The organism is Plesiomonas sp., assembly GCF_051652165.1.
GTDB lineage: Bacteria > Pseudomonadota > Gammaproteobacteria > Enterobacterales > CAMTGL01 > Plesiomonas.
On the sequence record NZ_JBOFTR010000003.1, the window covers coordinates 30,079 to 42,734 of the forward strand.

At 46.1% G+C, this 12,656-nt stretch carries 14 protein-coding genes; 1 reads left to right on the top strand and 13 read right to left on the bottom strand.

Annotated elements, in window-relative coordinates:
- Nucleotides 1-20: 20 nt before the first annotated feature.
- The 10 genes from pepB to trmJ form a co-directional block, all read right to left on the bottom strand.
- Nucleotides 21-1,337, bottom strand: a complete 1,317-nt coding sequence (pepB, locus tag ACRC53_RS01435; protein WP_438641805.1) for an aminopeptidase PepB — start codon at nucleotides 1,335-1,337, stop codon at nucleotides 21-23.
- A 394-nt stretch (nucleotides 1,338-1,731) separates the two neighbouring features.
- Nucleotides 1,732-1,932 carry a Fe-S cluster assembly protein IscX gene (iscX, locus tag ACRC53_RS01440; RefSeq protein ID WP_438641806.1) on the bottom strand — a complete coding sequence of 67 codons (201 nt, stop codon included), beginning with the start codon at nucleotides 1,930-1,932 and terminating at the stop codon, nucleotides 1,732-1,734.
- Nucleotides 1,933-1,959: 27 nt separating this feature from the next.
- Nucleotides 1,960-2,298 (bottom strand): ISC system 2Fe-2S type ferredoxin, encoded by a 339-nt coding sequence (fdx, locus tag ACRC53_RS01445; RefSeq protein ID WP_438641807.1) that lies wholly within the window; start codon nucleotides 2,296-2,298, stop codon nucleotides 1,960-1,962.
- A gap of 1 nt (nucleotide 2,299) precedes the next feature.
- Nucleotides 2,300-4,201, bottom strand: coding sequence for a Fe-S protein assembly chaperone HscA (gene hscA, locus ACRC53_RS01450; protein WP_438641808.1), 1,902 nt, complete (start codon nucleotides 4,199-4,201; stop codon nucleotides 2,300-2,302).
- 14 nt (nucleotides 4,202-4,215) lie between these two features.
- A complete protein-coding gene (hscB, locus tag ACRC53_RS01455) occupies nucleotides 4,216-4,737 on the bottom strand; it encodes a co-chaperone HscB (RefSeq protein ID WP_438641809.1) in 522 nt (173 codons plus the stop codon).
- Between the two features lie 49 nt (nucleotides 4,738-4,786).
- Complete coding sequence (iscA, locus tag ACRC53_RS01460; protein ID WP_438641810.1) at nucleotides 4,787-5,110, bottom strand: iron-sulfur cluster assembly protein IscA; 324 nt, start codon at nucleotides 5,108-5,110, stop codon at nucleotides 4,787-4,789.
- Between the two features lie 32 nt (nucleotides 5,111-5,142).
- Nucleotides 5,143-5,532, bottom strand: a complete 390-nt coding sequence (iscU, locus tag ACRC53_RS01465) for a Fe-S cluster assembly scaffold IscU (RefSeq protein ID WP_438623610.1) — start codon at nucleotides 5,530-5,532, stop codon at nucleotides 5,143-5,145.
- Nucleotides 5,533-5,559: 27 nt separating this feature from the next.
- Nucleotides 5,560-6,774: an IscS subfamily cysteine desulfurase gene (locus ACRC53_RS01470; protein ID WP_438641811.1), complete on the bottom strand. Its 1,215-nt coding sequence runs from the start codon at nucleotides 6,772-6,774 to the stop codon at nucleotides 5,560-5,562.
- Between the two features lie 55 nt (nucleotides 6,775-6,829).
- Nucleotides 6,830-7,330, bottom strand: coding sequence for a Fe-S cluster assembly transcriptional regulator IscR (iscR, locus tag ACRC53_RS01475; protein ID WP_438641812.1), 501 nt, complete (start codon nucleotides 7,328-7,330; stop codon nucleotides 6,830-6,832).
- A 78-nt stretch (nucleotides 7,331-7,408) separates the two neighbouring features.
- Nucleotides 7,409-8,158, bottom strand: coding sequence for a tRNA (cytosine(32)/uridine(32)-2'-O)-methyltransferase TrmJ (trmJ, locus tag ACRC53_RS01480; RefSeq protein ID WP_438641813.1), 750 nt, complete (start codon nucleotides 8,156-8,158; stop codon nucleotides 7,409-7,411).
- Nucleotides 8,159-8,407: 249 nt separating this feature from the next.
- On the opposite strand from trmJ, the gene suhB reads away from it, so the two are divergent.
- Complete coding sequence (suhB, locus tag ACRC53_RS01485) at nucleotides 8,408-9,211, top strand: inositol-1-monophosphatase (protein WP_438641814.1); 804 nt, start codon at nucleotides 8,408-8,410, stop codon at nucleotides 9,209-9,211.
- 217 nt (nucleotides 9,212-9,428) lie between these two features.
- Here suhB and secF read toward each other — a convergent pair whose 3' ends face one another.
- The 3 genes from secF to yajC all read right to left on the bottom strand — a co-directional run bounded on the left by secF (nucleotide 9,429) and on the right by yajC (nucleotide 12,616).
- Entirely contained in the window at nucleotides 9,429-10,337 is a 909-nt protein-coding gene (secF, locus tag ACRC53_RS01490; protein ID WP_438642002.1) for a protein translocase subunit SecF, read from the bottom strand.
- Between the two features lie 65 nt (nucleotides 10,338-10,402).
- A complete protein-coding gene (secD, locus tag ACRC53_RS01495) occupies nucleotides 10,403-12,253 on the bottom strand; it encodes a protein translocase subunit SecD (RefSeq protein ID WP_438641815.1) in 1,851 nt (616 codons plus the stop codon).
- A gap of 27 nt (nucleotides 12,254-12,280) precedes the next feature.
- Entirely contained in the window at nucleotides 12,281-12,616 is a 336-nt protein-coding gene (gene yajC, locus ACRC53_RS01500; protein ID WP_438623616.1) for a preprotein translocase subunit YajC, read from the bottom strand.
- Nucleotides 12,617-12,656: the final 40 nt, after the last annotated feature.

A 12,656-nucleotide genomic window follows, 5' to 3' on the forward strand; every position in this document is an offset into this window, starting at 1 on the left:
TATACTATAATGTCTATCGCTTATACTGACATTGAATGCGTTATTTGCTCAGTACGCTTTAAGAGCAGATTTGCTAATGAGCGAACACCAATACCTGTAGCACCGACAGACCAAAGATCAGTCGCTGATTTCCGATACGTTGCCGAACAGTCAAGGTGTAACCAGTTATGCTTATAATCATTTAAGAAATGTGACAAGAAGCCTGCTGCTGTGCTTGCACCGGCAGTATATGCTGCTGTTGAGATATTGCATAAATCTGCAAAATTCGATGGTAATTGCTGACGGTGAAACTCTGCTAATGGTAAACGCCAGAATGCTTCATGCTCTTCTTCAGCAGCGGCAAGCATTTGTTGACTAAGCTGATCATCAAAACTAAAAACAGCGTGATAGTCATTACCTAATGCTGTTTTTGCTGCACCTGTGAGTGTTGCACAATCAATAATAAGAGCTGCATTTTGCTGATCAGCATCCAGTAAGCCATCAGCTAAAACCAAACGCCCTTCAGCATCTGTATTTAAAATTTCCACCGTTTTGCCATTACGGTAGTGAATGATATCTCCTAGTTTGTAAGCACTACCACTGACCATATTCTCAGCACAACATAAATACAGTTTTACTCGCTGACTCAGACCACGAGCAATAGCCAATCCTAAAGCACCTGTTGCTAATGCAGCACCACCCATATCTGATTTCATCGAATCCATAAAACTGCTTTGCTTTAAACTATAACCACCGGAGTCAAAGGTAATACCTTTCCCTACCAAGCATGCCATTACGGGTGCATCAGCCAGCCCTGTTGGGTTAAAATCAAGCTGCAGCATAGCGGGAATACGATCAGAACCACGACCAACAGTGTAGATCCCGTGATAACCTTGTTCACGTAAATCAGAACCAGTAATCACTTTAAAATTGATATGCTCACCGCCTATACTTTTTAAAAAGCTTCCAGCACGTGACGCTAATTGTTGCGGGCCTAACTCTTCTGCTGACAAATTAATGGTATCACGTACCCAATCGGTACAAGTTATACGAGCAGTAAGCTCATGATGTTGATCTGCAGGTAAAGAGGGAAATGTTAGCTGACGCTCACCTTTACTTGCACGAAACCCTTGATGAAATGCCCAGCAATACTCACTCGACCACTCATCCCCTAACAAAATGACATTTCGAATCCCCTGAGAGTCTAACTTACGTGCAGCACGCTGTACAGTTTCGTACTGCTGATCACCGTTTAAGTGAATGTTGATCCCCTGCTCACTCATACTGATCAGGGCTTTTTCTCCCCAACAACGGGCCGCAGGTTCATACGATAAAAAGACAGACATTACATCAGACATGGGGCATCCTTAGCTAAGTTTGTGTATATATTCATACTGATATGATGAAACATCAGTAAAACTGTATGCGTTAATATTCGCTATGAGTAGCACAAATCCTATAGCAGGTTGTTTATTGTTAGCATAATTTCCTGAATAATGTGACACTCTTTTGCAAGCTAACATAACACTAACAAGCCTATTATGAGGATATATAGCACTGTTATTTGAAAATAGAGTGACTCTTTAATCATTATTATCGAAGCGACATTCTCTGTAATATAGATAACATCTATATTTAGATATAAAAAAACCGCCTATTTTGTACTGCATCCCTAATGCCTATTATTAGAAATACAATTTAAAACGGCGGTATATTCGATCAAAAAAATCAGAAGTTCAAAAAAATAAAAACCTAGTCGTTTTCATCCATCCAGCACAATAAAATAGCTTCGAGTATTGCCTCATTTGAGCGTTGTGGATCATCATTAAAGCCATCAAGCTCACAGATCCAACGGTGTAAATCCGTAAAACGCACGGTTTTCGGATCGGTATCTGGATAGATATCGAGCAATGCCAGTGCGATCTCTCGGCTGTCACTCCATGTTAATTGCATATTACACTCCCTGTTCTGTGCCGTGACTCAGTTATGCTCGCGTGCATGGTTTACAGTATAACGTGGAATATCTACCACTAAATCTTCATCGGCCACACGAGCCTGACAGCTTAAGCGGCTTTCCGGTTCAAGACCCCATGCTTTATCCAGCATATCATCTTCTAGCTCATCACTTTCGGCCAGTGAATCAAACCCTTCGCGCACCACGCAATGACAGGTGGTACAAGCACAGGATTTTTCACACGCATGCTCAATTTCAATGCCGTTACGCAGTGCAACGTCAAGAATGGTTTCGCCGGCAGCAGCATCAACCACCATGCCATTAGGGCAGAGTGATTGGTTAGGTAAAAATACAATTTTTGGCATACTACATCTCGTCCACAGAGTGACCCATCAATGCATGACGGATAGATTCATCCATACGGCGAGCAGCAAAATCTTGGGTTGCCGCATCAACGTTTTTAATTGCTTGTTCAATCGCGCTGCTTATCGAACCATGCCGTACAGCACGTAATTCGGTAAGTGCTTGAGTGATAGTGGCAAGCTCATCGGCAGAGAGCAGATTGGCATCTTTTTCCAGCGCCGCAACCACACTCTCAATCACACGATCGGCATCCACCCGTTGCTCGGCGAGCATGCGAGCCTGCACATCATTTTCGGCATGTGTCATCGAATCTCGCAGCATTGCTACGATCTCGTCATCACTCAGCCCGTACGATGGCTTAACCTGAATGGAAGCTTGTACTGCCGATGATTTTTCCATCGCCGTGACACTGAGCAGCCCATCGGCATCAACCTGATATGTCACGCGAATATGTGCACCACCCGCCGGCATAGCGGGAATGCCGCGCAAGGTAAAACGGGCCAGTGAGCGGCAATCTGCCACTAACTCCCGCTCACCCTGCACCACATGAACCATCATGGCCGTTTGGCCATCTTTGAAAGTGGTAAACTCTTGTGCTCTGGCCACTGGGATCGTGGTATTACGCGGGATGATTTTCTCAACCAGCCCCCCCATGGTCTCAATGCCCAGTGAAAGTGGGATCACATCCAACAACAGCATTTGGGCATCTGGTTTATTACCGACCAAAATATCGGCCTGAATACCAGCACCAATAGCGACCACTTTATCTGGATCAATCGCGGTTAACGGGGTTTGGCCAAAAAAGTGCCCGACTTGTTCGCGCACCAGTGGAACACGGGTTGAACCGCCGACCATCACCACAGCCTGCACTTCATCACTGCTGACCGCGGCATCTTTCAGTGCTCTGCGGCAAGCTAACAATGTTTTTTTAACCAGCGGCAGAATCAGGGTGTCTAGCTGATCGCGGGTCAACTCACCCTGCCAGTTTGCGATAGCAACGTTGACGCTATCAGCATCACTCAGCGCGATTTTAGCGCGAATAGCTTCATCGAGCAGTTGCCGCTGTAAGCTGGCATCTGCACTGGTTAATCCTGCTTGTTCACGTAGCCAATCGGCCAGCAGATGATCAAAGTCATCACCACCCAGCGCAGAGTCACCGCCAGTTGCCAATACCTCAAACACACCGCGCGATAAACGCAAAATAGAGATATCAAACGTGCCACCACCCAGATCATAGACGGCAATAACGCCCTCTTGACCTGAGTCTAGCCCGTAAGCAATCGCGGCCGCCGTTGGTTCGTTGAGCAAACGCAGCACATGCAAACCCGCAAGACGCGCCGCATCTTTGGTGCCTTGACGCTGTGCATCATCAAAGTAGGCCGGAACGGTAATCACGACGCCACTCAATTCACCACCAAGGGTCTGTTCGGCACGCGCAGCCAGTATTTTTAATATCTCAGCAGAAACCTGAACCGGATTGACCGAGCCTTGTGCAGTTTCTATTTGCGGTAAGCCATTTTCACTGGCACTAAAGCGGTACGGTAAACGCGGGTAACGCTGCTGGATATCAGCCAGTGAACGCCCCATAAAACGTTTAACCGAGATTAGAGTATTTGCAGGGTCTTGTGCAGCTTGCGTACGGGCATGCCATCCAACCAGTGGACCGTTCATTAGCGATACGGCAGCAGAGGGATTAGCCTCTGGCGTGGTTGCCACATCAACATGGCCATAATACACAGCAGAAGGCAGCAAATGACGCCCCTGATCATCAGGCAGGGTTTGTGCCTGACCACTGCGTACCGATGCAACCAGTGAGTTTGTGGTGCCTAAATCAATACCCGCTGCCAGACGATGCTGATGCGGCGCAGCCATTTGCCCAGGTTCAGCAATTTGTAATAACGCCATATTATTTTCCGTTATTACCCCAACAGGTTATCTTCTAACCGCTCAATTTCCTGCTGGAGTTTGGCTAAAAATTTAAGTTTACGCACATGATCAGCGGCCTGATCCCACTGCGCCTTTTCCAGATCATCTTGCAACTGCTGCATACGCGTACGGTTCATCACCGTGAGGCGTTGCTCAAATTCGCCCAGCAGCGTCTCAATGTCTGCGGAGCTCGCCTGCTCAATCTCTTCGAGCTCTTCACGCAGCATCATTTGCTGCATCAAAAACTCAGGATCACGCAAGGTCTGCTGCTCTGCATGCAATGAAATCCCATTTTGAGCCAGCAAATATTCTGCTCGCAGCAAAGGATCACGCAGTGTTTGGTAACCTTCATTGATGTTGGCAGCATTTTGAACCGCCAAAAGACGATCACGCTCTGATGCTGTTGCAAATTTATCAGGATGATTCTGTTTTTGCAGCTCACGATAGTGAGATGTTAAAAGGCTGCCGTCGACCTTAAAGCAGACTGGCAGCCCAAATAATTCAAAGTAGTTCATGTGGATACAACCCAGCGTTGACTACAAAATAACACGGGTAAGTGGCCGCTTATACATTAAAACTTTCACCACAACCACATTCACCTGTCACATTTGGGTTATTGAATTTAAACCCTTCATTTAACCCTTCACGCACAAAATCCAACTCTGTGCCATCAAGGAATTGTAGGCTTTTTTGATCAACGATCACCTTTACATCGTTTGTTTCAAATACGACATCGTCATCATTTAATACATCAACAAACTCAAGCACATACGCCATGCCAGAACAACCTGATGTTTTCACACCTAAGCGTAACCCTAGCCCTTTTCCACGATTAGTTAAAAACGTGCGAACTCGGTTCTCTGCGCTTTCGCTCATGGTGATCGCCATTACTCTACAACCCCTTTGACTCGTTTTTGTGGTTATTCTGCGCTGTTATGTTTGCTTTTATAATCAGCAATCGCGGCTTTAATTGCATCTTCCGCTAAAATAGAGCAGTGAATTTTTACCGGAGGCAGAGCTAGCTCTTCTGCAATATCGGTATTTTTAATGGCCGCTGCTTCATCAAGACTTTTGCCTTTTACCCACTCTGTGACCAGTGAGCTTGATGCAATAGCTGAACCGCAACCATAAGTTTTAAAGCGTGCATCTTCAATGATGCCGTTTTCGCTGACTTTAATTTGCAGTTTCATTACATCGCCGCACGCAGGAGCGCCGACCATACCGCTACCAACTTGCGCATCGTTTTTATCAAACGCGCCGACGTTACGTGGGTTTTCATAGTGGTCAATGACCTTTTCGCTGTATGCCATGATCTCTATCCTCAATCCTGTAAGAAATTAATGGTGCGCCCATTCAACAGTGCTTAAATCTACGCCTTCTTGGTACATATCCCACAGAGGCGAAAGTTCACGCAGCCGTGTTACCGCTGTGCGGCACAGTTCAATGGCATAATCGACCTGCTCTTCCGTGGTATAACGGCCAATTGAGAAACGAATAGAGCTGTGTGCAAGCTCATCATTGAGGCCTAGCGCGCGTAAAACATAAGAGGGTTCAAGGCTGGCAGAAGTACAGGCAGAACCTGAGGATACAGCCAGATCTTTGAGCGCCATGATCAATGACTCACCTTCAACATAGGCAAAGCTGATGTTGAGGTTTCCGGCCATACGCTGTTCAAGACTGCCGTTCACATAGACAGCTTCCATATCTTTGAGGCCATTAAGCAGACGGTCACGCAGTGTGCGGATACGCGCCATTTCAACGTCCATCTCTTCTTTAGAGATACGGTAAGCTTCACCCATGCCAACAATTTGATGTACGGGTAGCGTGCCGGAACGCATGCCACGCTCATGTCCACCGCCGTGCATTTGTGCTTCTAAACGAACACGCGGTTTACGGCGGACATACAGTGCACCAATACCTTTCGGGCCATACACTTTGTGTGCAGAGAAGGCCATCAAATCAACTTTAAGAGTTGAAAGATCAACGGGAATTTTACCCACACTTTGGGTGGCATCAACATGGAATAAAATTCCACGGCTGCGGCACATTTCACCGATAGCCGCGATATCTTGAATCACACCAATCTCATTATTCACATGCATGATAGAGACTAAAATGGTGTCATCGCGCATTGCTGCGGCTAGTTTATCAAGATCAACTAAACCACTTGGCTCAGGATCAAGATAGGTGACCTCAAAACCTTCACGCTCCATCTGGCGGCAGGTGTCTAGCACGGCTTTATGCTCGGTTTTACAGGTAATGATGTGCTTACCTTTTTTACCGTAAAAATTAGCAACGCCTTTAATTGCCAGGTTATCTGCTTCAGTTGCACCTGAGGTAAAGACTATCTCACGCGGATCAGCGTTGACCAGCGCGGCAATCTGATTGCGCGCAATATCAACGGCCTCTTCTGCCTGCCAACCGAAACGATGCGAACGCGACGCTGGATTACCAAACGTGCCATCCATCGTCATAAACTGCATCATTTTTTCGGCAACACGCGGGTCCATTGGACAGGTTGCAGAATAATCAAGATAAATAGGCAATTTCATCTCATTGCTCCAAAACATTTCGTTAGGTTTTATTATTTTAAAATTAATTTTAAAATCAAACGCTTAAATTTATATTTTGCACATCGGTATTCAGTGATGTTTTTTGTGCAGGATGACGAAGTGCACTCTCTTGGCGATCAGCGACATGTAAAACATCTTGATTTGCCATCAACTCGGCTAACGTAATGTTATTTAAAAAACTGCTAATCCTGTCGCTAAGATCGCGCCATAATGTGTGTGTCAGGCAACGAACACCACCTTGGCAGTCACCTTTTCCTAAACACTTAGTAGCATCAACCGATTCATCTACCGCAGAAATCACCATACCTACTGCGATACTTTCAGAGGGTTTCCCCAATAAATATCCACCACCAGGGCCACGAACGCTGTTGACTAAACCTTGTTTACGCAGCCGTGCAAAAAGCTGTTCAAGGTATGAAAGAGAGATCCCTTGGCGCTCGGAGATCTCAGCAAGTGTTACAGGCCCTTGCTCTGAATGCAGTGCCACATCTAACATAGCGGTCACTGCGTAACGTCCTTTTGATGTCAGTCTCATGCGGCACTTCATCCTCTAATAAATGTAGGGATATTGTGCCATTCCCGACTAAAACAGTCAAGTATAAGCCCGACCATTTTACTCAGGATTATTATCTTGTTTACGCTTGTTTTTTTGTACTGCTGTTAGCATGCCGCGCAAGATGTTTAGCTCTGCCGCTTCTGGGCGCGCGCGGGTATACATGCGGCGCAATTTGCTCATTACCGCACTCGGCGTTTCGGTACGAATAAAATTCACTTCTGTGAGCACCTGTTCGAGGTGTTGATAGAAGCGTTCTAGATCATCACTGAGTGGATAGACACTCTCTTGTTGAGTGTAATCTGTTTTAGAGGTGCGTGTTTGCTCAAGAAAATTCATACGAATTTCATACGCTAACAGTTGTACCGCCATCGCCAAATTCAATGAACTATATTCAGGATTAGCAGGAATGGTGACATGATAGTTGCACTTTTGCAGCTCTTCATTGGTGAGCCCAACACGCTCACGGCCAAACACCAAAGCAACAGGATGATGAACTGATTCACTGGCAATACGCTGACCACATTCACGTGGTTCAATCAGCGGCCACTGTAGCGTACGTGAACGGGCGCTGGTGCCGATAACCAGACCACAGTCACCAATAGCTTCATCGAGTGATGCGACAATTTTAGCTTGGCCGATAACATCGCTCGCCCCTGCTGCCAGAGCAATTGCTTGTGAGTCTGGCTCAACTTTTGGGTTAACCAGATATAAGTTGGTCAGCCCCATGGTTTTCATTGCTCGCGCGGTAGACCCCATGTTGCCGGTGTGGGAGGTTTCTACCAGGACAATTCGCACATTCTCTAACATGATTGCTCTAACGTGGTTAATCAGACGATGGGTGAGTTGACCGAGGTGACGATAACGCCCCAAGATCAACACGCTCAAAAAAGGGAATTATATTAGCATATTTCCAACAGGTTGCGCAGTGATTCAGAGCCCATGCTATGCATCTAGGATGCAACACAAGAAAAAACACTCTTTGCTTTTATACTAATTAGCTTGCTATACTCCGCCACCGTTTTCCCGTTCTTTAACAACATCCACCGGAAGAGACCTATGCATCCGATGCTGAACATTGCCGTGCGTGCTGCGCGCAAGGCTGGTAACGTTATTGCCAAAGCTTACGAACAACCAGACTCTGTTGAGGCAACCCAGAAGGGTGTAAACGACTTTGTCACCAATATTGACAAAGCGGCTGAAAAATCAATTATCCACACCATTCAAAAATCATACCCTAATCACACAATTATCAGTGAAGAGTGTGGTGAACATATTGGTGAAGATGCTGATGTACAATGGGTTATCGATCCGCTGGATGGTACAACTAATTTCATTAAACGTATTCCACATTTCTCAGTCTCTATCGCTGTGCGCATTAAAGGCCGCACCGAAGTGGCTGTGGTATACGATCCTATCCGTAATGAGCTATTTACCGCAACACGCGGTAGCGGCGCACAACTGAACGGCTATCGTTTACGTTGTGGTGATGCAAAAGACCTGAACGGTACTATTCTGGCAACAGGCTTCCCATTCAAAGCCAAGCAACACGCCAATGCTTATATGGCAATTTTATCGACAATGTTCACACAGTGTGCAGATTTCCGCCGTACGGGTTCGGCTGCACTGGATTTGGCTTATGTTGCTGCGGGTCGTGTAGACGGTTTCTTTGAGTTAGGTTTAAAGCCGTGGGATACTGCAGCGGGTGAACTGATTGTGCGTGAAGCCGGCGGTATTGTATGTGATTTTATCGGTGGGCATAATCACCTGCTGAGTGGCAATACTGTTGCCGGTAATCCACGTGTGGTTCGTGCCATGCTTGCAACAATGCGTGATGATTTGAGTGAAGCTCTCAAGCGTTAAGCAATTATCGGCGAAGACTGATTAAAAAAAACCGCATTAGCCTTGGCTGATGCGGTTTTTTATTATGTTGCATACGATAAGGTCATTATGAGTATTGCATCATTATCACCTATCTATCTGCTGCTTGTTACCGATTGAACCGCTGCACTTACAACGGCTCAATCAAACTACTGATACTCACAATACATATCAGGTATCACAGTGTACAGATCAGCGGTTAGGGTAGACGCTCAAGATCAGCACCCTCTTTCTCGACTACCGGTGGCAACATATGCTCACGTTTAACACCCAATTTCAGTGCTAAAGCAGATGCTACGTAGATAGATGAGTAAGTACCGATACCCACACCAATGAGCATTACGGTCGCAAAACCGTGGATCAGTGCACCACCAAAAACAAACAGTGACAAGACAACTACCAGTGTTGTGCCTGAGGTCATCAGTGTACGGCTCAGGGTTTGTGTCAGTGATAGGTTTAGGATCTCTGCCGGTGTACCACGGCGTACTTTACGGAAGTTCTCACGGATCCGGTCAAATACAACGATGGTATCGTTCAGTGAATAACCAACCACTGATAGCAATGATGCGACAATGGTCAGATCCAGCTCTATCTGGAACAGAGACAATACCCCTAGCGTAATGATGATATCATGCGCTAACGAGAGCACTGCACCCATGGCTAAACGCCATTCAAAACGCACACCGACATACAGCAAAATACTTAATAGTGACACTAAAATAGCCATGCCACCCGCTTCTGCCAGTTCACTGCCGACATTTGGGCCAACAAATTCAATACGATGAACTTGTGCTTTTGTGTCAACGCCACTCTGAACCGCAGCCAGTACACGCTGCCCTAGCTCTTCACCTTTAACATCATCTTTTGGTGGCATACGCACCATGACATCACGCGAAGTACCAAAGTTCTGTACGATGGCATTTTCAAAGCCTGCTTTTTGCAGTTCATCACGAACTTGACCGAGATCAGCAGGTTGTGAAAAGTTGACTTCAATGAGCGTTCCACCCGTAAAATCAAGCCCCCAGTTAAAGCCCTTGGTGAAGATAATCCCAAGCGAAACAACCATTAACACCAGCGAAAATACAAACGCTGCCGGACCAAGACGCATAAAGTCAATGATCTTTGGCTTATTGTCGGGAATGTTACTTTTTTCAGCTACCACGTCGGCACTCCTTAGATTGATAGCTTATCAATGCGCTTGCCACCGTAAAGGAAGTTTACGATAGCGCGGGTACCGATAATGGCGGTAAACATTGAGGTCGCAATACCAATGCTGAGGGTGATAGCAAAGCCTTTCACAGGGCCCGTACCCACGGCATACAAGATCAACGCGGTGATCAATGTCGTCACGTTCGCATCGGCAATACTGGAGAATGCATTGCTATAGCCTTCGTGAATCGCTTGTTGAATCGAACGACCATTACGCATCTCTTCACGTATCCGCTCAAAGATCAGTACGTTCGCATCGACTGCCATCCCCACTGTTAAGACAATACCGGCAATACCTGGCATTGTCAGGGTTGCACCCGGCAACATTGACATAATCCCGATAATCAGTACAAGGTTTGCTAACAGTGCACTGATTGCAATGAGACCAAACTTACGGTAGTAAATTGCCATGAAGATAACAACGGCAGCTAAACCCCACATACAGGCATCAAGACCTTGCTGGATGTTTTGTGCACCCAGTGATGGGCCAATGGTCCGCTCTTCTACTATTTGGATAGGTGCTATCAGCGCACCAGCACGCAACAGCAAAGAGAGGTTGTGAGCTTCAGCTTGGCTATCAATTCCGGTAATTCGGAAACTACGGCCTAAACGTGATTGGATAGTTGCAACGTTGATGACCTCATCGTGCTTTTGCAAAATGACTTTACCGCTGGCATCGCGCTTACCACTGTCTTTGTATTCACTAAACAGAGTAGCCATCGGTTTACCGATGTTATCTTTGGTAAAGTTAGCCATCTTAGTGCCACCTTCCCCATCAAGGGAGATGTTCACTTGTGCACGGTTGTACTCATCAACGCTGGCACTAGAGTCAGTAATATGATCACCGGTCAGTACGACTTTTTTATATAAAAGTACAGGGCTGCCATCACGCATACGCTGAATTTCAGAGTCGCCAGGAACACGGCCATTAAGTGCGGCTTGCAGATCAGCTTGGTTATTTACTAACCGGAACTCAAGTGTAGCTGTTGCACCTAAAATCTCTTTTGCACGTGCAGTATCTTGAATGCCCGGCAGTTCAACAACAATGCGGCTTGCACCTTGACGCTGTACAATCGGTTCAGCAACACCTAGCTCATTAACACGGTTTCGCAAAATAGTGATATTTTGCTGTACCGCATATTCACGTGCTTCTTTAAGCTTTGCCTCACTGAGTTTTGCAGTAAAGGCATTTTGATCATCTAGGCTGTTAAAAACCAGGTCACGATGTAAAGGCTCAAGATAGGCTAAAGCGGCTTTTAAATCTGCGGCATCACGAAAACGCACTTCAACCGCACCAGAGTCAACTTTACGGACAGCACTGTAACGAATACGCTGTTCACGCAGTTCTGAACGGAAGCTATCTGCGGTTTGCTCTTGCAGTTTATCCAATGCTGCATCCATATCCACTTCCATTAGGAAGTGTACGCCACCACGCAGATCAAGACCGAGTTTCATTGGGTTAGCACCAATGTCTTCTAACCAACGTGGCGTTGCTGCAGCCAGATTGAGTGCGACAGTATATTTATCGCCTAAAGCATCGGCAACAATATCACGCGCAGTCAACTGCTCATCAGTGTCTTTAAAGCGGACTAAAACAGTGCCATCTTCTAATGCAATAGCTTTGATTGGAAGCTTTTTGCTTGTGAGAAGTTCTTTTACTGTATCTAGCGTTTGTACATCTGCAGATGCACCACGAACACCCGAAATTTGAATTGCCGGGTCTTCGCCATAGATGTTTGGAAGTGCATATAAAGCGCCAATGGTGACCACGAAGGCCACCATCAGATACTTCCATAAAGGATAACGGTTTAACACGACGATCCCCTTAGGGAAGTATTAAAATTACAGAGACTTCATCGTGCCTTTTGGCAGAACGGCAGTCACAAAGTCTTTCTTGATGGTGACTTCTGTCGTGTCATTTAACGCAATGGCTAAATAACCCGTTTCAGCATTCACCTTAGCAACACGACCAATTAGACCACCGTTGGTCAGCACTTCGTCACCTTTGCTGATAGAGTCCATCAGGTTTTTGTGCTCTTTAGTACGCTTGGCTTGCGGACGGTAAATCATGAAATAGAAAATCAGACCAAAAATAACCAGCATGAAAATCAATTGTAGGCTGCTTCCCTGTGCCGGCGCTCCGGCGGCCGCATAAGCGTCAGAAATGAACAAACTCATCGGTGAATCTTCCTCATCTATATTATTGGTGATTTAAATT